The organism is Streptococcus oriscaviae (assembly GCF_018137985.1).
GTDB classification, from domain to species: domain Bacteria; phylum Bacillota; class Bacilli; order Lactobacillales; family Streptococcaceae; genus Streptococcus; species Streptococcus oriscaviae.
Genome location: NZ_CP073084.1, coordinates 297040 through 315911, shown reverse-complemented (window position 1 = coordinate 315911; position 18872 = coordinate 297040). Strand labels below are relative to the sequence as shown.

The window sequence follows — 18872 nt, the reverse complement described above, 5'->3', positions numbered from 1 at the left end:
CCTTAAATATATTTTATAAAGCGCTTTTGAAGTTTATCGTCTTGAAAACCCGCCCTTAGATAAAAAGAATGAGCCTGGGTGCGTTTTTCAGCAGAATTGAGCCTGATGAAATGCAACTCCTTGTCAATGGCTAGTTTTTCTAGCTCTTGAAGCAAGCTACGCCCAATTCCTCTTCTTTGGTAATCTGGTAAAACAGCCAATGCTAGAACATTTAAACCAGTGTCCGCATAAAGAACTTGATAGATCTCAGCGTGGATATATCCAACCAAGCGGCCTGTTTTCTCCTCTTCAAAACCAAACAAAAAATGATGGTCTTGAGACAAGAGTTGTGTCAATTGCTTGCTTGTCTGGGTATGCCCCTTGCTATATCCCAAAGCTACTTCATTGATAGTCATCAAATCAAAGCTGTCTGATAGCTTAACTTTCCTAAGCATACTCATCCTCCTCGAATTGGATTTCGGGAACTTTTTCTAGGATAGCTTCTTTGGTGATAGCTCCTTGGCGCAAGATTCTAGCCTTGTTCCCAGATAAATCGAGAATAGTGGAATCAATACCAGTTAAAGCCGAATCATCAGCTAATCCTTCAAGAAAGGAAGGGAACTGGGCCATAATTTCCTGAAAATTTTTCCCGCTGCTATCTCCTGAAATATTGGCAGAAGGTCCGATAAGGGGGCCTGTTTCTTTTATCAGTTGTAAGGTTTTTTCGTGTTTCGGCAGACGAAATCCAACGGTTTTTTTACCCGAATTGACCCAAAACGGAACATTATCATTTGCATTCAATATAATCGTTAGGGGTCCAGGCATAAAACTATTATACACTTTTTCGAGGAAAAAGGGGGGATTTTGACTGAAATGTTCAATATCTGCCAGAGAAGAAACGTTCAGGTTCATGGCCTTATCTCGTGGCCGTTTTTTGAGTTGGTAAACATGGTTGACTGCTGTTTCGTCGAGCGCTTTGGCAAAAAGCCCATAGACCGTTTCTGTTGGCAGCACCACTGCTCCTCCAGCTTCCAATATTTTATGTAGCTTAGTTAGCGTCATCGACAACCGCCTTCCTATCTTTGGAAAAGGCATCCTGAATGATGCGAACTCGTTTTTCTGGGAATTGCTGTTGAAATAGTTCTGAAACAGCCTGCCCTTGCTTATAGCCAATCTCCAGATAAATCTTTCCTCCTGGAGTTAGATAATCGCCTGCCTGCTCTGCTATTTTTCGATAGATAGCTAGTCCATCCTCTGCAGCAAAGAGGGCAAGATGTGGCTCTGAATGAAGGACATTGAGCCCGACTTCATTCGTATCTTTTTTAGAGATATAAGGTGGATTGGAAACAATGATGTCATAAGTCCCCATTACCTGTTCCAATACATCTGATTCTTGAAAATTAACAGTTAAATGGTTTGCCTGGGCATTTCTCTTAGCAACTGCTAAGGCTTCAGGTGAAATATCTAGCGCAGTTAGCTGCCAATCTGGTCTTGCTTGTGCCAAGGCCAAGGCAATAGCACCACTGCCCGTTCCAATGTCAAGTACTCGCAAGTGAGCGTCCTTATTTTCCTTCAAAATCAGCTCTACTAACTCCTCTGTTTCAGGACGTGGAATGAGCACATGAGGATTAACCTCAAGTTTTAAGCCATGAAACAGAGTATGCCCGATAATATACTGAGCAGGAATATGCTGGGATAGGTTCTGAAAAATTGTCGCGATTAAATCTTGGTCTTCTTTGGTCACTTCCTTGCGGAGTGTAAGGAGGAAGTCAGTCAGATTCAGACCTTTTAAACCACGAAAGGTGAAGGACAGGGCTTCTGCCTCTTCACCAAGCATTTCTAATCGTTCTTCGTATTCAGCAAATAATTGCGCATAGTTCATTATTTGTTCAATTCTTCTAGTTTCTGCGTTTGATCGTAAAGGACCAGAGCGTCGATTACTTCATCCATTTTACCGGACAAGATTGTATCCAATTTTTGTAAGGTTAAACCAATGCGGTGATCCGTCACACGGTTCTGTGGGAAATTGTAGGTGCGGATACGCTCTGAACGATCTCCAGTACCGATGGTAGACTTGCGCTCAGCATCCTGTTCATCTTGAGCAATTTGAGCAAAATGATCAGCCACACGAGCTCGGATAACCTTCATCGCCTTATCCCGGTTCTTTTGCTGGGTTCGTTCTTCCTGCATTTCAACCTTGATATTGGTCGGCAAGTGGACAATACGAACAGCTGTTGCAACCTTGTTGACGTTCTGACCACCAGCACCTGAAGCGTGATAAATATCCACGCGCAGGTCTTTAGGATCAATATCGTATTCAACTTCTTCGATTTCAGGCATGATTAAGACGGTTGCAGTTGAAGTATGGACACGGCCTTGACTTTCTGTTACGGGCACGCGCTGCACTCGGTGGGCTCCTGATTCATACTTGAGCTTGGAGTAGACAGATTGACCAGAAACCATAGCTACAACTTCCTTGATACCACCCACACCGTTGTAAGAAGCTTCCATGACTTCAAAGCGCCAGCCTTGGCCTTCCGCAAACTTCTGGTACATGGTCAAAAGATCACCAGCAAAGAGGGCAGCTTCGTCACCGCCAGCTGCTCCACGGATTTCAAGGATGATATTTTTATCATCGTTGGGATCTTTAGGAAGTAAAAGGATTTTGAGTTTTTCTTCATACTCTTCTTTTTCTGCTTTTGCTGTCTTGAGTTCTTCCTTTGCCATTTCTTCCAGATCGGCATCTCCAGATGAGTCCTTAATCATCTCTTCTGCATCGACGATATTTTGCAAGACTTTTTTGTATTCGCGGTAAGCGGCAACTGTATCGCGTGTCGCTGCTTCTTCTTTTGATAATTCCATAAAGCGTTTGGTGTCGCTGACCACATCTGGATCACTCAGCAACTCACCTAGTTCTTCATAGCGGTCTTCTACTGCTTGTAATTGTTCATAAATGTTCATTGTTCACTTCCTTTTTCAATTTCCGGTGCAAAGTAATGTCTGCGGCAAACAGGTATGTAGGTTTCATTTCCACCAATTTGAATCTGTTCCCCTTCATAAACAGGCTCACCGTTAACTGTTCGTAATACCATGGTTGCTTTTTTGGAGCAAAATTGACAGATTGTTTTTATCTCATCCAGCTTATCAGCCAGAAGCAAGAGGTGTTTGGAGCCTTCGAATAAGTCGTTGCGAAAATCATTTTTTAGCCCAAAAGCCATGACAGGCACATCTAAATCATCTACCACACGAGCAAAGTCATAGACGTGTTTCTTGGTCAAGAATTGTGCTTCATCGATGAGAACACAATAAGGTTTGTTAGGCAGATTTTTGATATAGGCATAAACATCCATATCGTCGGTAATAGCCACTGCTTCTCGTTGCATCCCGATGCGGCTAGCAACAATTCCAACCCCAGCGCGGGTATCAATAGCAGATGTCATGATGACAACATTCTTGCCTTGTTCTTCATAGTTATGGGCAACTTTGAGAATCTCAATGGTCTTACCCGAGTTCATCGAACCGTATTTAAAATAAAATTGAGCCACTTTCCTCTTTCCAATCTATTAAAACTCACTTCTCCTATTTTACCACATTCTGCAATTTTTAGACAGAAAAACAAGCCCAAATGAGCTTGTTTGAATCACGGCCAAGTAAGGCAATTAACAAGAAATTCAAAAACAATTTTAGCAAGGTTCGGCTTCCACTTATGGAGCATTGCTAGGCCATAAATCATACTGAACAAGAAAAATGTGATAAGCAAGGGACCTTCCCACTGACTATGTGCAAATACCGTGGCAGTTAAATACAAGGCCAAGCCGCCAAGCATAAAGGAAAAAAGCATACGTTTCATATATTTCATAGCCAAGCTCCTCCTATTTGAATTTAGTATATCATATTGTGAACACCTTGTCATTTTTAAAGTGGTCAATTTTATGCTATACTTGAAAAAATAGAAAAGGAGAAATACATATGCCATTTGTAAAAATTGATCTATTCGAAGGCCGCTCAGAGGAGCAAAAAATCGCCCTAGCTCGCGAAGTAACGGAGGTTGTTTCTCGTATCGCCAAGGCTCCTAAAGAAGCCATTCATGTATTTATCAACGACCTACCAGAAGGAACCTATTATCCTCAGGGAGAAATGAAGCGTAAATAAAACAAATCTCCCATTGCCGAGCAGTGGGAGATTGTTCATTCTAGGATAATATCTAGAGAACTCGGCAACTCGACTGTATAGTCATAAGGTTTCATCAGATGAACGGATCCATTTTTATCGTAAATGTAGAAGACTTCCTCTCCCACCACCATTTTGTAGACTATTTCTGCCTCTTGCGGATAGTCCTCAACACTGGCATTTTTGAAGAAATAGGGCTTGACTGTTTCTAGTTGCATGAGAAAAAGCTGAGCTTCTTCACCAGATAGTTCTTTAACAACAGTTTCTTCTTGATAAATCACAACTTGTTCTGCATCCGGCAGGTTTACCGAAGATTTGAGTTGACTAAAAATTCCAAGACTGATTACAATGAGAATGCAGGCTGAGATGGTAATTTTATACTTCATGTTTCAGCCTCCTTTTTACAATTTTCTGTAACCTCATATCCAGTAACATGCCACAGACAAAAATACCAGAAATGAGTCCCAGCCAGTAAGATACAGGACCTAGATTGGTCGTAGCTTCTAAAAGGAAAGCTACGGGGAAGGTCATCCCCCAATAGGAGATAATGCCTAAAAAGAAGGGAACCGTTGTGTCCTTAAACCCTCTCAGAATTCCCTGAATAGGTGCAGTATAAGCATCAGCTAGCTGAAAAAGAAGGGCATAAGATAAGAAATGCGATGTCAGCTGGATAAAATCTGGGTCATTGCCATAGAGAACAGCCACTTTGGAACGAAAGAAATACAAGAAGGTCAGGGTTACACCAGCAAAACCAAAGGCAACCAAACGACCGATGCGGATGTATTGTCTGACATCCTTTGGCCGCTTAGCCCCAATCTCATAGGAAATGACGATTGGCAAGGTCATGGAAACACCTGCTGGAAAAGCATAGAGCAAGGTGGCAAAGTTCATTGCTGCTTGGTGCGAAGCAATCACTTGCGCTGAAAATTGTGACATATACAGGCCAACAACTGCAAAGATTGCAACTTCTGCAAAAACCTGTAAACCAATAGGAAGCCCCAAAGCAAGGCCATCTTTTATCAGACGTGGTTGGAAAGGCAGCCTTTGCCAAACCTTGTGTGAACGTACCTTTGGATGATAGACCATAACCAATAACACAATCACTAGAAGAAGCCAGTAGGCGAGAGAGGTCCCCAGACCTGCTCCTGCTCCTCCCATAGCGGGCAGCCCCATTTTCCCATAAATCAGCAAATAGTTAAAGAAGGAATTAAAAGGAACCAGTAAGAGCATGAGGTACATGGATAGTCTAGTCAAACCCAAAGCATCAAAGAAGGATCGAAAAACACTAAAGAGCATAAGGGGAAGGATGCCAAGACAGATATAATATAGATAGGACTTCGCAACTTGGAAAACGGGCTCATCTAATCGTAACCATCCCAAAACTGGTATAGCCCCAAACAAGACAATAAGGAGCAACACCAAGGATAAAATAAGTGCTAGATAAATGAAATGTTGCAGTTCTTCTCGTACCTGCCTATCATTTCCACGGCCCAAATGCTGACCAATAATGGGAATCAATGCCGAAACAATTCCTGTTAATAAGGAAAAAAATGGATTCCACAAACTGGTTGCCATTGAAACGCCTGCCAAGTCAACAGTACCGTACTGTCCAGTCATCATGGTGTCAATAAAAGACGCTGAATAATTAGCAAACTGATAGACTAAAATAGGCAGAAATATCTTTAAAAAGAGGACCAACTTGTCCTGCCACTTACTTGCTTGATACATATTCTCTCCTAAACAATTCTTTCCTGTCTTCATTCTATCAAGTTGAATCAGAAAGTTCAACTGCTGACTGGCATTGGCAAAGATTGTCGAAGCTAAGTCATACTGGTTAGATATTCTATTCAGGAAAAATAAACAAAAAGACCTGTAAAGCAGGCCCTCTGTTCCTAAATCGTGTCGCCATTCCAAATGGAATTTTTGACAATAACATAGTCTACATGTCGCAAGCTATCAAGATCACGTCCCCCAGCATAGGAAATGGAAGATTGTAGATCTTGCTCCATTTCAACTAGGGTATCTTTCAAGTGCCCCTTGGCTGGGAGAAGAATTTTCTTGCCTTCCACGTTTTTGTAAGCTCCCTTTTGGTATTCAGAAGCTGAACCGTAATACTCTTTGAAGGCTTTTCCGTCTACTTCTACTGTTTTTCCTGGACTTTCAATATGTCCAGCAAAAAGCGAACCAATCATCACCATGCTCGCACCAAAGCGGATAGATTTTGCTATATCTCCATGGGTACGAATTCCACCATCAGCAATAATCGGCTTGCGCGCAGCCTTGGCACACCAACGTAGAGCAGCCAGTTGCCAACCGCCGGTTCCAAATCCTGTCTTAACCTTGGTAATGCAGACCTTTCCAGGACCAATTCCTACCTTGGTTGCATCCGCACCGGCATTTTCCAATTCACGAACTGCTTCGGGGGTGCCGACATTTCCTGCAATAACAAAGGTATCTGGTAATTCTTTTTTGATATGCCGAATCATGCGAATTACGCTATCTGAGTGTCCGTGTGCAATATCAATCGTAATATAGTCAGGTGCATCCTGTTTCAGACTAGTTACAAAATCGTACTCATAAGCCTTAACCCCAACCGAAATCGATGCAAGCAAGCCCTGAGAATGCATTCGCTTGATAAAAGACATGCGGCTAGCTTCATCGAAGCGGTGCATAATATAGAAGTAGCCGTCCTTTGCCAACATCTCTGCTACTTCTTCATCAATAATTGTTTGCATATTAGCAGGTACAACAGGAAGTCTGAACTGATGTTTTCCCAAGGTAACCTTGGTATCTGCCTCAGAACGACTCTCAATAATACACTTATTAGGAATCAGTTGAATATCTTCATAGTCAAAAACTGGAGTTTCGTTGAACATGTTTTGTCTCCTCTATTGGATAAATGACCTTCCTATCTGATGACCTGCATCACATCGCTAGACTTCTAAAGTCTTTCCATATGCAATTATAGAAAAATGTTTGGCTTTTGTCAATATGGAGCGATAAAACAAGTTTATCGTTCGTTTATTTATAAAGATTATTGTTTTTATAAATAAAAGAGTTCGCATTTTGAGCGATATAAGAATAACTAGCAGCTATCACACAAGAATGTTCCTGTTTTCTGAATAAAAAAACTCCTAAAACGAAAAAATTTAGGAATCTTTTTATACAATTTACTCAAATTCATACAATTGTGGGAATTTTTCACACTCAGGATTCTTTGGATGGCAGACTTCACGACCAAAGTATATCATAGCCTGATGAGCTGGTAGCCAAAGCTCTGGCGGTAAGACCTCCATCACACGCTTTTCTGTTTCGAGCGGTGTTGCGGATTTCTTTACGATGTCGTGGTGTTTGCAGATACGACCGACATGTGTATCGACCGCAAAAGCGGGAATTCCAAAGCCTACACTTAGTACAACATTAGCGGTCTTACGTCCCACACCTGCTAAAGCCTCTAATTCTTCACGCGTTTGAGGAACTTGACCATGGTGGGCAGCCAATAGCTGTTGAGCACACTCCTTAAGGAATTTGGCTTTATTGCGATAGAGTCCTAGACGAGAAATAAAAGGTTCAATCTCTCTCACCTCAGCGCTTGCCATAGCCTCTGGAGTCGGAAAAGCTTTAAAAAGTGCTGGGGTCGCCTTGTTAACTGCTGCATCGGTCGTTTGAGCAGAAAGCATGACAGCTACTAAAAGTTCAAAGTGATTGCGAAAATCTAAACTAGGTTTTGCATCAGGATAAAGGGCAATGATTGCTTCAATAACTTTTCGGGCACGTTTTTTGGATAACACCATATTTTTTCTTTCTTGTTTCTTAGTCTGTTCCATTATATCATGAATCACACAAAATCATTCAATCAAGAAACCGCATTTCTCTCGTATATCTGCTGGAAGAATCAGATCCCCAGTGTAGCAATACAATACTAAAAATAACCAGAAAAATGCTTCTAACAGAAAACCAAGGTATTGAAGGATGGTTTTGTGATGAGAAATCGTAACGGTCCCTGATTCTTGAATGGTTAGATAGATCCTGCCATTATGGAGAACTTTCTCTGTTTCTACTGGCATTTTCAATTTCTTCATCTTAACTACTTCTTCTTCTGTTCTCAGTACTTTTTTCTGGGCAGCTTGACTGCCCTTGCCTCCGTTAGAGTAAGATACTTTGTAGCCACTGTACCCAACCTTGGGCACCACTAAACTGGTGGCTACACCTTGATTTTGTACTTCCACATCAAATTGAAGAAAATTATACCCATATTGAATATTTGACACTTTCACATTTTCTAGCTCAGAAAATTCTGCAAAATTATCTTGACGAATCGCCATATTATCAACATCTAAGGTATAGTACTCATCTCCAATCGGATTGATAAAGACATTTTTCGCATCTTCGTAGGCTTTGAGCATTAACTTATTGTGTTGATTCATCAATTTTTGGCTCATCTTTTGATGGGTAACTGAATAAGGCAGAACAAAAGAAATCAAGTAAACCAGGAAGACTGCACCTACTGCTCCTTGTAAAAACCGTCGATTGCACTCAATGGCAAAGATCATCATAATGAGTACTGGCAAGAAGTAAGATAGCCGTTCTGTGTATTGAAGATTTCCCAAGAAGGTATACTTTAATGTTGTATGCCAAGGCAAAATCCCTGTCATTGAAATATAGGTCAATACTATTACTCCAACCAATGATTTGGAGATAGGTTTCAACTGGAAGAAGTTAATAATAAAATAGAAAATAGCAATCTTGAGGGCTACATCATAGAGATTGGTCAAACTCGTAAAACCTGAATGAAAGTTATGGCTCATGTCAAACATGAGTTTATTGTCAACAGGAAAGTTTCGTGTGACCCAACTAAAGTAGAACTTTTGGGACAACACTTGTTCTACATACTGGAATAAGAAACCAGCGGATAATGCAAGGCCGATAAGTATGGATTTACCAAAAGAAAGCAAGACATGCAAGTTGATTTTTTTGGCATTGCAAGCGACAAAAAACATAGATGAAATCGCTAAAACAATTGTTGACAGAAGGTGCGTTTGAATTAACAGTGCTATCGTAACCCCAAGCAAAATAGGATTGTACTCTTCTAAATATAAGACCTTGTAGATAGCATAGAAAAGCATGGGAACAAAACCAATGACCATCGTCATCCCAAAACCAAATGCTGGATAAAAACAAGGTACAATCATTGCCACCAAAAAGCTGTTGAGTTTGGACTGAGTTAATTTTCGCGTGAAATGAAAGGTAGAAAGGATGGCGAAACTATTCATACAAAAGGCAAAGAAAGTATAGGCTCCAATGGCGTCTTTCGTAAAGATATAAACCATCGCTGCTGGGTAAAATTGCCAATTCCCATAAAACATGCTGGACGCATAACCTGTTCCATAAGAAAACAAGTGATTTAGATTTGGTAGAATATCGCCGTTGCTAATGGACTGGGCTAAGCCAACCATCCTAGCCAAATGAAACTCCATATCGTAGACCGGCAAATAGGCATTTATGACATAAATTGATAAGAACGTAAAGATAATTGCCCAACCAATCAATACAATATAGGCCCCTATTGTATTCATAGAAAGTGAAGGCTTTATTTCTTGACTAAAGTCATTCATTCCAAAACTCCAATTATTTTTGCGTATTTATTGTTGTATTTTCTTAAATTCTAGCAAAATTTAATCTTAAAATCAAGCTGGGACTGAATAGGGAGGAAAATCGTTACTAGCAAAGCTTCCCACTTCTTTTTCGGAATGGTATAATAATGTAAATAAGGAGATGACTAGGAGGAATATTATGCTAGACCTTCATTATTTGACCCAACAACTGATTCAGCCACGACCTCGTCACAGTCATAAGGGCACTTTTGGCCGTGTATTGCTAATCGGGGGGCTGTCCCCCTATGAAGGAGCTATTATCCTAACCTCCCTTGCCTGTGTCAACAGCGGAGCAGGATTGATAACAGTGGCTACCGAACCAACAAATATCTCTGCCCTCCATGCGCATCTTCCTGAAGCCATGGCATTTTCAGTAGATGATACAGAGCTACTGCTGGCCAAGTTACGGGAGTCTGATTTGGTTTTGATAGGCCCTGGTCTTGGGGAAGATAGCAGAGCAAAGCAGATTCTTTCTCTGACTCTTACTAATATATCCCAAGAACAAATCCTCGTCCTTGATGGCTCCGCTCTTAATCTTATTGCGCAATCCCAAAATATGACTTTCCCAACCAAACAGGTCGTCTTAACTCCCCATCAGAAAGAATGGGAGCGATTGTCCGGAACGCCTATTTCTGAACAAAATCCAACAAGTATACGACTTGCCTTGTCAAACTATCCTTCAGGCCTCATCCTTGTTGCCAAAAGCCACCAAACGGCCATTTATCAGGCAGGTAAGGTCGACAGAGCCCAACTTACAATCGGAGGCCCCCATCAGGCAACGGGTGGCATGGGGGATACTCTTGCGGGGATGATAGCCGGATTTGCTGTTCAATTTAGAGATTACAGTTTGTTTGAGCGGGTCTGCGCAGCAACCTATCTTCACTCCTACATTGCCGATCACTTGGCAGATAAGTATTATATAGTTCGTCCAAGTCAGATTTCAGCAGCTATTCAATCTACCATGCAGCAATTTTGCCAAGCAAAAACCAGTTTCTAGGATATTTCCTAAAACTGGTTTTTCTTTATTTGCGATACATTTTGAATTGCAGATAGAGGTCATTGTAGAAACCGAGTAAATCTTTTCCAAGGTTGTCATAGACTTCCATGTTTTTCATAGTTTCTTCTGAGGGATAGAAGGACTCATCGTTTTGTGTTTCTTCATCCAACATAGCCTTAGCGGCTGGAATTGGTGTAGAATAGCCAACGTACTCTGCATTGCGATAGGCATTTTCCGGTCGCAGCATAAAACTCATAAAAGCATAAGCCCCGTCGATATTTTTAGCTGTTTTTGGAATAACCATGTTATCAAACCAGAGGTTTGAACCTTTAGATGGAACGACATAACGAAGGTTTTCGTTCCCATCCAGCATTTCACTAGCTTCACCAGAGAAGCTAACCGCGATGGCAGCTGCATCTTGAATCATGTAGCCCTTGATTTCATCTGCTACAATTGCCTTGATATTAGGAGTTAGATTGTAAAGGTGCTCTGCTGCTTTTTCCACTTCCGTGTGATTCCGTGAGTTCAGGCTATAACCGAGAGATTGAAGCCCAAATCCCATCACTTCCCGCACACCATCAATCAGCATGATATTGTCGCGGTATTCTTCTGACCATAAATCTTCCCATTCTCTGGGCGGATTCTCTACCATTGTTTCATTATAAACAATACCGAGGGTACCCCAGAAATAAGGAATGGAGTAATCATTGTTTTTATCAAAACTCAGTCCCATAAATTGCGGATCAATGTTATTTAAACCATCAATCTTAGACTTGTCCAGTTTGTTAAGCATATCTTCTTCTATCATTTTAGAAATCATATACTCAGACGGCACCGCCAAATCATAGGTTGTACCTCCCTGTTTAATCTTGGTATACATGGCCTCGTTGGAATCAAAGGTCTGATAATCGACTTGGATACCTGTTTCTTCAGTAAACTCAGCTAAAAGTTCCGGATCAATATAATCTCCCCAGTTGTAGATGACCAGTTTATCAGTTGTTCCTTGTGTGGACTGCTCCTCCAAGCTCTTGCTGATAGCAAAGAGGAGGAGGGTAATTACGATAATGCCTGCAAAAAAGGAATACAATCGTTTCATTAGTCAGCCTCCTTTTCGCGAGAAATAAAGTAATACCCCACTACTAACAAGATGCTAAAGAGAAAGACGAGAGTGGAGAGAGCATTGATTTCCAAAGAGATCCCTTGACGTGCCCGAGAGTAGATTTCTACCGAAAGGTTGGAATAACCATTACCGGTTACGAAGAAAGTTACTGCAAAGTCATCCAAAGAATAGGTGAATGCCATGAAATAGCCAGCAATAATGGCCGGTGTCAGGTAGGGCAGCATGATTTCTCTCAGCATTTGTAGCTGGGTAGCGCCTAAATCATAGGCCGCAGAAACCATATCATCATTCATCTCCTTCAGACGAGGCAATACCATCAATACCACAATTGGAATAGAAAAGGCGATGTGACTCAGCAATACGGAAACAAAACCTAATTGGAAGCCGATAAGAGTAAAAAGAATCAAAAAACTAGCTCCTATCATAACATCCGGTGCTACCATAAGGATATTGTTAATAGACAGCAAGCTATTTTGCCAACGTTCCTTAGCTTGGTAGATATAAATAGCTCCAAAAGTACCAATCACTGTTGCAATCAACGAGCTGAGAAAGGCTAAGAGAAAGGTTTGGGCTAAAATGAGCATGAGTCGACTATCTCCCAACATGGACGAAAAATAGTCCAAGGTAAAGCCTGTAAAACCATTCATATCCTCGCCTTCGTTAAAGGCATAGGCAATAAGATAGAAAATAGGTAGATAGAGGATGAGAAAGGCTAAACTTAAATAGATTTTTGTAATTTTTTTCATGATTTCTTCCTCTCCTTCGTCACCCACATAATCAAAAGCATGGCAAGAATTAAGACTACTCCAATGGTTGAACCCATTCCCCAGTTTTGTGTAGTTAAAAAGTGCTGCTCAATGGCGGTACCCAAAGTGATGACACGGTTTCCTCCAATCAGACGAGTCAGCATAAACAGGCTCAAACTCGGAATAAAGACCGCCTGTACTCCACTTCGGACTCCATTCATAGAGAGAGGAAAGATGACCTTGGTAAAGGTCTGCCAAGTATTTGCCCCTAAGTCGCGACTGGCATGAATCAGATTGGGATCCAAGTCATCTAAGGCATTAAAAATTGGTAAAATCATAAATGGAATTTCGATATAACTAGCGACAGCAATAAAAGAAAAATCTGTAAAGAGAATTTGCTGGCTGCCAATGCCCATAAATTCCAAGAATTGATTGATTGCTCCATGCTGACCAAAAATTCCGATAAAGGCGTAGGCCTTGAGCAAAAGGTTTACCCAAGTTGGCAGAATAATTAGCATGAGCCAAAGCTGTTTATGCTTGAGCTGCGTCAGGAAAAAAGCCGTCGGATAGCTAATCAAGAGAGTAACGAGAGTAATCAAACCTGCATAGAAAATTGAGTTAAAGCTCATTTTCAAGTAGGTCATGTTGGGAGAGTTAAAGTAGGCTTGGTAATTTGCCAGCGTAAAGTGATTGTCGCTATCAAAAAAAGATTGGTAAACAATAAGGACGACAGGAGCTAGCACAAAGAGAAAGACCCAAAGAGCATAGGGAACAACAAAGAGTTTAGAGGTTTTCTTCATTGCGTTCCTCCTCGATAGCGTTAATCAAGCCATCTTCTACCTCTTCTACCTCTACATATTCTTCGATACGAGCATCAAATTCTTCTTCCGTCTCGTTAAGGCGCATGATATGGATGTCTTCAGGCTCAAAGCTAAGACCGATAACCTCTCCTACAATCGCTTTGCGGGTTGAGTGAATCATCCATTCATTGCCCAATTCATCATAGGCGATGATTTCATAATGAACTCCGCGGAAAAGCTGGGTGTCGACTTTGACCTGCAACTTTCCTTCTTCTGGAAGGGTAATCCGCAAATCTTCTGGCCGAATAACCACTTCAATCGGTTCATTTGGCCGCATCCCGCCATCCACCGCTTCAAAGCGTTTGCCATTAAACTCCACCAGGTAGTCTTCAATCATGGTACCAGGCAGGATGTTGGACTCACCGATAAAGGTCGCAACAAAGTGGTTGATAGGCTCGTCATAGATATCTACGGGTGTACCTGACTGAACAATCTGTCCTTCGTTCATAACAAAGATCCAATCGCTCATGGCAAGCGCTTCTTCCTGATCATGGGTCACGAAAACAAAGGTGATGCCCAAACGCTGCTGTAATTCTCGCAACTCATACTGCATTTCTGTACGCAACTTCAGATCAAGGGCGGACAGAGGTTCGTCCAAAAGGACAACTCGCGGCTGATTGATAATCGCTCTAGCAATTGCTACACGCTGACGTTGTCCACCAGATAATTTTTGAATGGCACGTTTTTCATAACCTTCCAATCGCACCATTTTCAGGGCTTCTGTGACCCGCTGCTTCATTTCATTTTTATCCAGCTTACGAAGTTTTAGAGGAAAAGCCACATTTTCAAAGACGTTCATGTGTGGAAAAAGGGCATAAGACTGAAAGACTGTATGGACATCACGTTTATTTGTGGGAATGTCATTCATTCGCTGACCATCCAAGAAAATATCACCTGAAGTGGCATCCAGCAGCCCAGCAATGATATTTAAAATAGTTGATTTTCCTGAACCAGAGGCTCCAAGAAGGGTATAAAACTTACCTTCTTCCAACTCAAAACTAATATTCTTTAAGACGGTTGTTCCGCTGTCTTCAAACACCTTGGTGACGTCTTTAAATTCAATAATTGGCTTTTTCAATTCTCATAAATTCCTTCTTTGTTACTAGAGTCTTGCGACTAGAGCGTATCGGCAGTAGCACCGATAATGCGTACTTCTCTTTCCAGAGTAACCCCTGAAACCTCTTTGACAGCTTCAATTACATGGGCGATAAGATCTTCGTAATCTTTTGCCGTCCCATCTGCCACATTTACCATAAAGCCAGCATGCTTTTCTGATACTTCAACCCCACCGATACGGTGACCTTTTAGACCAGCTTCCATAATCAACTGACCTGCAAAATGCCCTAAGGGGCGCTTGAAGACTGACCCGCAAGAAGGATGTTCCAAGGGTTGCTTTAGTTCGCGTAGATGGGTCAAACGAGCCATTTCTTGCGAAATGACAGTATAATTGCCTGGTTTTAGGGCAAATTTTGCGGAAAGGACAATGGCGCCGTTTTCCTGAAGCACAGACGAACGATAACCAAACCGCAAGTCACGATTGTCCAAGGTGACGACATAACCCGCAGGTGTTAAAATCTGAGCTGAAACTAAAATGTGGGCAATCTCGCCACCGTAGGCACCGGCATTCATAAAGACAGCACCACCGATACTTCCAGGGATGCCGCAGGCAAATTCAAAACCAGATAAGGAATGGAAAAGGGCAACTTTGGTTGTTTCAATCAGGTTAGCACCAGCTTCTGCTTCAATGGTATAACCCGAAACCGTCACAGAATTTAATTTATCCATACGGATTACAAAACCACGAATGCCCCCATCACGAACGATAATATTGCTAGAATTCCCCAAAACCATCCAGGGAATTTCTTCACGTTTAGCAAATTCGACAATACGAACAATCTCATAGCGATTGCGCGGGAAGGCCAGATAATCGACTGGGCCACCAACTTTTGTGTAGGTATATGTTTTCAAAGGTTCGTCGAATCGGATGTCAATTCCTTCCAATTCTTTCCTTATTTTTTCCTTCATAACTATCTCATTTCAAAAAATAATAATACAGTTCATTATACCAAAAAATGGAGGAGAAAACGATAAAAAGAGCCAAAAGAATATAATCTTTTGGCTGGTCACTATTCAATTAGTTTTCTTGCACCTGAATCCCTTTGGTGTCCACTTGCAAGACGTGAACTTGTCCATCCAGATCCAGTGCCTGTATAGCCCCAATCAAGGCAGCTTCCTTCTCCTTTGGAGCTAGAACCATCACGGTAGGGCCAGCACCAGATAAATAAGTGGCGTAAGCACCGATTTCTTTAGCAGTTTGCTTAATCGGGTAAAATTCTCTAACCAATTTTTGACGGAAAGGTTCATGGAAGCTATCTGACTCAATTGCCTTACCTGCTTTAATCAAATCTCCTGTCAAAAGAGCTGCAATAGCAACATTGGCTACGGAACTAGCAGCAACAGCCTTCTTGTAAGACAATTGGTTGGGCAGAACGCCACGGCTTTCACTGGTTCGGAGTGGGTAATTTGGTATGAAAGCGATGAAGCTTGCCGGTGGAAAATCAGTGACAACTGCTGCAACTTGTTTATTGACATAGCTAGAAATAACAAGATTTCCATAGATAGCTGGTGCTACGTTGTCCGGATGACCTTCAATCTGAGTTGCCAACCGTAGCTTTTCATCTGCAGTAAGCTGGAGGTTCCCCAGCTGATTCGCCAGTTCAATTCCCGCTACAATGACTGAGCTTGATGATCCCAATCCACGGGCAAGTGGAATATCGCTCGTCATCTTAATATGATGAGGAGGCAAATCTGACTTGACCTTCAGAGCTGTCTTAATCAGGAGATTGTGCTTATCACTGGGAACAAATTCCAAATTATGCTCAACAAGCCACTCCTCTCTGGGAGCTAGCACTTCAATCGTCAAATATTTTGATAGGGCGACGCCAACAGAGTCGAAACCTGGACCAATGTTGGCACTGGTTGCTGGTATCTTGATTTTCATATTATTCTCCCAAAACCTTGAAGATATTTAAGACATCGACATCTGCTGCCCCTGCCAATTTCTTCGTAACATTTTCTAATTGGGTCTTGCTCATAGTATGGGTTACAATGACCAAACGTGCTTGCTTTCCATCTGCCGCTTGCTGCAAAATCTGTTTGAAGGAAATTTCTTCGGAATTAAAAATTTCTGCCAATTGAAGCATCATGCCACTTCGATCTGCAGTGTTGATGGAAAAGTAATATTCACTCTTGACATCTTCTGGAAGCGCCAATTTGAGGGGACGTGAGAACTCGTTAAAGGCCTTGCCGACAGTTTTTTCTTTCAAGCGGCGCGCGATGCGAACGATGTCTGCCATGACGCTGGTTGCGGTCGGCTTTTGCCCGGCACCTGGTCCGTAATACATGGACTCACCAATACCGATAGACTCCACAAAGACTGCGTTCATCACACCGTTAACGCTAGCAAGCGGATGCTCCTTTGGAAGGAAGGTTGGAGATACTTCTGCTGCAATTCCTGAAGGTGTTTCTTGAACATCGCCAACAAGCTTGATAACATAGCCTAATTTTTGAGCTACTGCTACATCTTCTGGAGTGATGTTAGAAATTCCTTTGTGAGCCACACTTTCAAAATCAATTGCCATACCAAAGGCAAACTGGCTGAGGATAACTGCCTTGTAAGCAGCATCAATTCCTTCCACATCGTTAGTCGGATCTGATTCAGCATACCCCAATTCTTGAGCGGTTTTCAAAGCCTGGTCATAAGTCCAGCCCTCGTCTACCATCTTGGTCAGCATAAAGTTTGACGTTCCGTTTAAAACACCTAGAATACGAGTAACGCGATCTGAGGCAAGCGAGTTGACCAGAGTACGCAGGATAGGGATGCCACCTGCAACAGCAGCCTCGTAGTAGAGAGCCAGCCCTTGTTTTTCAGCAAGCGTACGCAATTCGCCACCGTGAACAGCAAGTAAGTCCTTATTGGCTGTCACAACGTGCTTTCCTGCCTCCAAAGCGCGCGTAATAAAGGTCTTGGCTGGTTCGATGCGCCCCATCAACTCGACCACAATTTCAATTTCTGGGTCTTGAATAATCTCATCAATATTGGTCACAAAAGGGTAGTTGTGGCCCGCAACCCAAAGGCGTTCTTTTTCTGCATCATCTTTGACCAAAACCTTAGCAATTTCAATCTCAGCCTGTGCTGCTTGAACGATTTTCTCGGTGTTTTCTTTTAGTAAAAATGGAACACCGCTAGCAACTGTTCCGAATCCCAATAATGCAATTTTTACTGACATGATAGCTCCTTAAAAAGTATTTCTCTCATTATACCAAATTTTCTGATAATTTGGCAAAAATTTTGATATAATAGGCCTAGCAAAATCAAAGGAGGCAATATGAATACACCAATAAGTCGTGCTACCCATCGAAAGGGAAAACGAAGAAGGAAACAAAAGCGAAACCTAACATGGCTGGTCCTTCTTAGCTTGGGATTTATTACTGCTGGTTTACTCTATCTCAACAGAGGATTTTTTACCCAACAAACAAAAGAAAGTGTCTCAACCACCACTAGCAGTCAGACCAGCAGCACCAGTTCTGAAGAAACCACTGCCACTACTTCAACGGTTAGCGAAGAACAAGGAGTTGTTTGGGAGAAGCAAGAAAATCCTGTCAATCTTCCGATTCTCATGTATCACGCCATTCATGTCATGGCGCCTGAAGAGGAAGCCAATGCAAATTTGATTGTTGATCCGACTACTTTTGAAAGTCATCTTCAGGCACTGCAAACCGCTGGTTACTACACTGTAACCCCAGAAGAAGCTCTTAAAATTTTAACAGAGAATGTCCTTCCTAAAGGAAAAAAAGTTGTCTGGTTGACTTTTGATGATAGCCTCTGGGATTTTTATAGCAACGCCTATCCTGTCTTGAGGAAATACAATATGACAGCAACGAACAATGTCATTACAGGGCTTACTGCTAGCGGAAATGCTGGTCATTTAACCTTGGAGCAGCTAAAAGAAATGAAGGATAATGGGATGTCCTTTCAAGGCCACACTGTCAACCATCCTGATTTAGAGTACAGCTCACTTGAAGCACAAACCATGGAATTACAGGAATCAAAGTCATTTTTAGATAACCAACTTGGACAAGAAACCATTGCGATAGCCTATCCAGCTGGACGCTATTCCACAGAAACCATCCGGCTTGCGCAAGAATCTGGCTATAAATTGGGATTGACAACCAATGAAGGGGCTGCTTCTGCCGCTAATGGTCTTCTAACACTCAATCGTGTTCGTGTATTGCCTCATTATAGTCCAGAACTGCTACTACAAGCTATGGGAGAATAAACTGAAA

21 protein-coding genes are annotated in these 18872 nt (G+C 41.9%); 3 read left to right on the top strand and 18 right to left on the bottom strand.

What is annotated here, in order from left to right:
* Positions 1 to 2: 2 nt before the first annotated feature.
* The 6 genes from INT76_RS01545 to INT76_RS01520 all read right to left on the bottom strand — a co-directional run bounded on the left by INT76_RS01545 (position 3) and on the right by INT76_RS01520 (position 3838).
* Complete coding sequence (locus tag INT76_RS01545) at positions 3 to 434, bottom strand: GNAT family N-acetyltransferase (RefSeq protein WP_212571441.1); 432 nt, start codon at positions 432 to 434, stop codon at positions 3 to 5.
* Complete coding sequence (locus INT76_RS01540) at positions 427 to 1041, bottom strand: L-threonylcarbamoyladenylate synthase (RefSeq protein WP_212571439.1); 615 nt, start codon at positions 1039 to 1041, stop codon at positions 427 to 429. The genes INT76_RS01545 and INT76_RS01540 overlap by 8 nt, the downstream gene beginning before the upstream one ends.
* A complete protein-coding gene (prmC, locus tag INT76_RS01535) occupies positions 1028 to 1861 on the bottom strand; it encodes a peptide chain release factor N(5)-glutamine methyltransferase (protein WP_212571438.1) in 834 nt (277 codons plus the stop codon). The genes INT76_RS01540 and prmC overlap by 14 nt, the downstream gene beginning before the upstream one ends.
* Positions 1861 to 2940: a peptide chain release factor 1 gene (prfA, locus tag INT76_RS01530; protein WP_212571436.1), complete on the bottom strand. Its 1080-nt coding sequence runs from the start codon at positions 2938 to 2940 to the stop codon at positions 1861 to 1863. The genes prmC and prfA overlap by 1 nt, the downstream gene beginning before the upstream one ends.
* A complete protein-coding gene (locus INT76_RS01525; protein WP_212571434.1) occupies positions 2937 to 3524 on the bottom strand; it encodes a thymidine kinase in 588 nt (195 codons plus the stop codon). The genes prfA and INT76_RS01525 overlap by 4 nt, the downstream gene beginning before the upstream one ends.
* 95 nt (positions 3525 to 3619) lie before the next feature.
* Positions 3620 to 3838 carry a hypothetical protein gene (locus tag INT76_RS01520; protein ID WP_212571432.1) on the bottom strand — a complete coding sequence of 73 codons (219 nt, stop codon included), beginning with the start codon at positions 3836 to 3838 and terminating at the stop codon, positions 3620 to 3622.
* Between the two features lie 110 nt (positions 3839 to 3948).
* Here INT76_RS01520 and INT76_RS01515 point away from each other — a divergent pair, with 110 nt between their 5' ends.
* Complete coding sequence (locus INT76_RS01515; protein WP_212571425.1) at positions 3949 to 4131, top strand: 4-oxalocrotonate tautomerase; 183 nt, start codon at positions 3949 to 3951, stop codon at positions 4129 to 4131.
* Positions 4132 to 4166: 35 nt separating this feature from the next.
* Here the strand turns inward: INT76_RS01515 and INT76_RS01510 are convergent, their stop codons facing one another.
* The 5 genes from INT76_RS01510 to INT76_RS01490 form a co-directional block, all read right to left on the bottom strand.
* A complete protein-coding gene (locus tag INT76_RS01510; protein WP_212571423.1) occupies positions 4167 to 4535 on the bottom strand; it encodes a hypothetical protein in 369 nt (122 codons plus the stop codon).
* Positions 4525 to 5877: an MATE family efflux transporter gene (locus INT76_RS01505; RefSeq protein ID WP_212571421.1), complete on the bottom strand. Its 1353-nt coding sequence runs from the start codon at positions 5875 to 5877 to the stop codon at positions 4525 to 4527. Before INT76_RS01505 ends, INT76_RS01510 begins: the two co-directional genes overlap by 11 nt.
* A 164-nt stretch (positions 5878 to 6041) precedes the next feature.
* Positions 6042 to 7025, bottom strand: a complete 984-nt coding sequence (guaC, locus tag INT76_RS01500) for a GMP reductase (protein ID WP_212571419.1) — start codon at positions 7023 to 7025, stop codon at positions 6042 to 6044.
* Positions 7026 to 7319: 294 nt separating this feature from the next.
* A complete protein-coding gene (gene nth, locus INT76_RS01495) occupies positions 7320 to 7943 on the bottom strand; it encodes an endonuclease III (protein WP_212571417.1) in 624 nt (207 codons plus the stop codon).
* A 54-nt stretch (positions 7944 to 7997) separates the two neighbouring features.
* On the bottom strand, positions 7998 to 9764 hold the full coding sequence (locus INT76_RS01490; protein WP_212571415.1) for a hypothetical protein: 1767 nt from the start codon (positions 9762 to 9764) through the stop codon (positions 7998 to 8000).
* Positions 9765 to 9942: 178 nt separating this feature from the next.
* Here INT76_RS01490 and INT76_RS01485 point away from each other — a divergent pair, with 178 nt between their 5' ends.
* Entirely contained in the window at positions 9943 to 10800 is an 858-nt protein-coding gene (locus tag INT76_RS01485; protein WP_212571413.1) for an NAD(P)H-hydrate dehydratase, read from the top strand.
* Positions 10801 to 10825: 25 nt separating this feature from the next.
* Here INT76_RS01485 and INT76_RS01480 read toward each other — a convergent pair whose 3' ends face one another.
* From INT76_RS01480 to INT76_RS01450, 7 genes are all read right to left on the bottom strand, one after another.
* Positions 10826 to 11896, bottom strand: a complete 1071-nt coding sequence (locus INT76_RS01480) for an ABC transporter substrate-binding protein (protein WP_212571411.1) — start codon at positions 11894 to 11896, stop codon at positions 10826 to 10828.
* Complete coding sequence (locus tag INT76_RS01475; RefSeq protein ID WP_212571409.1) at positions 11896 to 12666, bottom strand: ABC transporter permease; 771 nt, start codon at positions 12664 to 12666, stop codon at positions 11896 to 11898. Before INT76_RS01475 ends, INT76_RS01480 begins: the two co-directional genes overlap by 1 nt.
* On the bottom strand, positions 12663 to 13466 hold the full coding sequence (locus INT76_RS01470; protein ID WP_212571407.1) for an ABC transporter permease: 804 nt from the start codon (positions 13464 to 13466) through the stop codon (positions 12663 to 12665). The genes INT76_RS01475 and INT76_RS01470 overlap by 4 nt, the downstream gene beginning before the upstream one ends.
* On the bottom strand, positions 13450 to 14604 hold the full coding sequence (locus tag INT76_RS01465; protein ID WP_212571405.1) for an ABC transporter ATP-binding protein: 1155 nt from the start codon (positions 14602 to 14604) through the stop codon (positions 13450 to 13452). Before INT76_RS01465 ends, INT76_RS01470 begins: the two co-directional genes overlap by 17 nt.
* 38 nt (positions 14605 to 14642) lie before the next feature.
* Complete coding sequence (gene murB / locus INT76_RS01460; RefSeq protein WP_212571403.1) at positions 14643 to 15551, bottom strand: UDP-N-acetylmuramate dehydrogenase; 909 nt, start codon at positions 15549 to 15551, stop codon at positions 14643 to 14645.
* A gap of 109 nt (positions 15552 to 15660) precedes the next feature.
* Positions 15661 to 16527: a homoserine kinase gene (gene thrB / locus INT76_RS01455; protein ID WP_212571402.1), complete on the bottom strand. Its 867-nt coding sequence runs from the start codon at positions 16525 to 16527 to the stop codon at positions 15661 to 15663.
* A 1-nt stretch (position 16528) separates the two neighbouring features.
* Positions 16529 to 17815, bottom strand: coding sequence for a homoserine dehydrogenase (locus INT76_RS01450; protein ID WP_212571400.1), 1287 nt, complete (start codon positions 17813 to 17815; stop codon positions 16529 to 16531).
* 99 nt (positions 17816 to 17914) lie between these two features.
* Here INT76_RS01450 and INT76_RS01445 point away from each other — a divergent pair, with 99 nt between their 5' ends.
* The gene (locus tag INT76_RS01445; RefSeq protein ID WP_212571399.1) at positions 17915 to 18865 is read left to right on the top strand and encodes a polysaccharide deacetylase family protein; all 951 of its coding nucleotides are present in this window, start codon (positions 17915 to 17917) and stop codon (positions 18863 to 18865) included.
* The last annotated feature ends 7 nt before the right edge of the window (positions 18866 to 18872 follow it).

Bases quoted from the DNA above. Each gene is read 5' to 3' on its own strand.
- INT76_RS01520 (WP_212571432.1), bottom strand. From the start codon at position 3,838: ATGAAATATATGAAACGTATGCTTTTTTCCTTTATGCTTGGCGGCTTG.
- guaC (WP_212571419.1), bottom strand. From the start codon at position 7,025: ATGTTCAACGAAACTCCAGTTTTTGACTATGAAGATATTCAACTGATT.
- INT76_RS01485 (WP_212571413.1), top strand. From the start codon at position 9,943: ATGCTAGACCTTCATTATTTGACCCAACAACTGATTCAGCCACGACCT.
- thrB (WP_212571402.1), bottom strand. From the start codon at position 16,527: ATGAAAATCAAGATACCAGCAACCAGTGCCAACATTGGTCCAGGTTTC.
- INT76_RS01545 (WP_212571441.1), bottom strand. From the start codon at position 434: ATGCTTAGGAAAGTTAAGCTATCAGACAGCTTTGATTTGATGACTATC.
- prmC (WP_212571438.1), bottom strand. From the start codon at position 1,861: ATGAACTATGCGCAATTATTTGCTGAATACGAAGAACGATTAGAAATG.
- INT76_RS01480 (WP_212571411.1), bottom strand. From the start codon at position 11,896: ATGAAACGATTGTATTCCTTTTTTGCAGGCATTATCGTAATTACCCTC.
- INT76_RS01505 (WP_212571421.1), bottom strand. From the start codon at position 5,877: ATGTATCAAGCAAGTAAGTGGCAGGACAAGTTGGTCCTCTTTTTAAAG.
- prfA (WP_212571436.1), bottom strand. From the start codon at position 2,940: ATGAACATTTATGAACAATTACAAGCAGTAGAAGACCGCTATGAAGAA.
- INT76_RS01515 (WP_212571425.1), top strand. From the start codon at position 3,949: ATGCCATTTGTAAAAATTGATCTATTCGAAGGCCGCTCAGAGGAGCAA.
- INT76_RS01475 (WP_212571409.1), bottom strand. From the start codon at position 12,666: ATGAAAAAAATTACAAAAATCTATTTAAGTTTAGCCTTTCTCATCCTC.
- INT76_RS01540 (WP_212571439.1), bottom strand. From the start codon at position 1,041: ATGACGCTAACTAAGCTACATAAAATATTGGAAGCTGGAGGAGCAGTG.
- INT76_RS01450 (WP_212571400.1), bottom strand. From the start codon at position 17,815: ATGTCAGTAAAAATTGCATTATTGGGATTCGGAACAGTTGCTAGCGGT.
- murB (WP_212571403.1), bottom strand. From the start codon at position 15,551: ATGAAGGAAAAAATAAGGAAAGAATTGGAAGGAATTGACATCCGATTC.
- INT76_RS01445 (WP_212571399.1), top strand. From the start codon at position 17,915: ATGAATACACCAATAAGTCGTGCTACCCATCGAAAGGGAAAACGAAGA.
- INT76_RS01490 (WP_212571415.1), bottom strand. From the start codon at position 9,764: ATGAATGACTTTAGTCAAGAAATAAAGCCTTCACTTTCTATGAATACA.
- nth (WP_212571417.1), bottom strand. From the start codon at position 7,943: ATGGTGTTATCCAAAAAACGTGCCCGAAAAGTTATTGAAGCAATCATT.
- INT76_RS01510 (WP_212571423.1), bottom strand. From the start codon at position 4,535: ATGAAGTATAAAATTACCATCTCAGCCTGCATTCTCATTGTAATCAGT.
- INT76_RS01470 (WP_212571407.1), bottom strand. From the start codon at position 13,466: ATGAAGAAAACCTCTAAACTCTTTGTTGTTCCCTATGCTCTTTGGGTC.